We start from the raw sequence: 1,019 nt of genomic DNA on the forward strand, positions 1-1,019 counted from the left end.
GGCGCGCCCTGGCGCAGCTGCTCCAGCGGGCCCTCGGCCAGGCCGATGACGGCGGCGCCCGGAGGCAGCTCGATCCGCGGACCGCGGAGCGGGTTCGCCGGCGTCGCGGTCATCCGATCCACTCCCCGAACCGGGGCGCCGGGTAGCCCAGCAGCGACAGGTCGCCGGCCGGATCGGAGCGCACGCCGTCCTCGCGGGTCGCATGCACCACCCGGCCGCGCCACCAGACGCCGGCATGGGACCGGTCGAGCATCACCAGGCAGCGGTCGGCCGGCTCCGTCAGCTCGACCCACCGGGCGTCCCGCCAGGCCTCGAGGACCGATCGGGCGAAGGCGGCGCGGGCGGCGGGATCGAAGGCGTAGTCGGGGACGCCGGGCTTGCAGAGCAGCACCACGCCCCAGCAGTCGATGCCGCGGACCGGGTCTCGGCCGAGGTGCATGTAGGGCGCGCCCACCAGGGAGGTGGGGCGCATGCCGGCGGCGGGGAGGACGGGGGCATGGATCATGCTCGATCAAGCCCCGGAAACTCGGCCACGCGAGCCACGGCCCGCATGAATGCCATGCCGTCGATCTGGGGCATGCCGGCGACGCCGGCGACGACGCCGCCGTCGGGGTTCGCCTCGACCTCGGTCAGCTCGACGCTGATCGCCCGGCGGGGAGACGGATCGGTCAGGGTGTAGGAGCAGTGCTCCAGGGCGATCGGCTCGTCGCCGCGCGCACTGGCGCCGACGAGGGCGCGGCAGACTTCCGGGTCGGCGATGATGCGGATCGGCATGGCGCCCCGGCCGCTGGGCTCCTGTCCCTGAGGCGTGACCGAGATCGGCCCGGGCTGGTAGGTCACCATGACGCCCGCGCCGTTCAACGCGGAGAACGGCTCCAGCTCGGTGGTGAAGCGGTAGACCTTCGCGAAGGTCGGATGCGACAGGCTGATCGCTTCGCGCATGCGCTGCCCGGCCGGGGCGGAGGCGAACAGCTTCTGGCTCTCGGCGTCCCAGGTCATGACAGCCCCCCGATGGCGAC

The 1,019-nt window shown here is 73.8% G+C and carries 2 protein-coding genes; both read right to left on the bottom strand.

Features of this window, described 5'->3' with window-relative positions; genetic code table 11:
* Positions 1 to 109: 109 nt before the first annotated feature.
* A complete protein-coding gene (locus tag BM064_RS26690; protein ID WP_092866656.1) occupies positions 110 to 505 on the bottom strand; it encodes a hypothetical protein in 396 nt (131 codons plus the stop codon).
* Positions 502 to 1,019: DUF1833 family protein (locus BM064_RS26695; RefSeq protein WP_218161141.1), on the bottom strand; the 518-nt coding region annotated here is incomplete at its 5' end. The genes BM064_RS26695 and BM064_RS26690, both read right to left, overlap by 4 nt.

Origin of the sequence: Albimonas pacifica (assembly GCF_900113695.1) — a bacterium.
Lineage (GTDB): Bacteria > Pseudomonadota > Alphaproteobacteria > Rhodobacterales > Rhodobacteraceae > Albimonas > Albimonas pacifica.

What these genes read in the sequence shown, in the direction of transcription:
- BM064_RS26690 (WP_092866656.1), bottom strand. Translation starts at nt 505, where the DNA reads ATGATCCATGCCCCCGTCCTCCCCGCCGCCGGCATGCGCCCCACCTCC.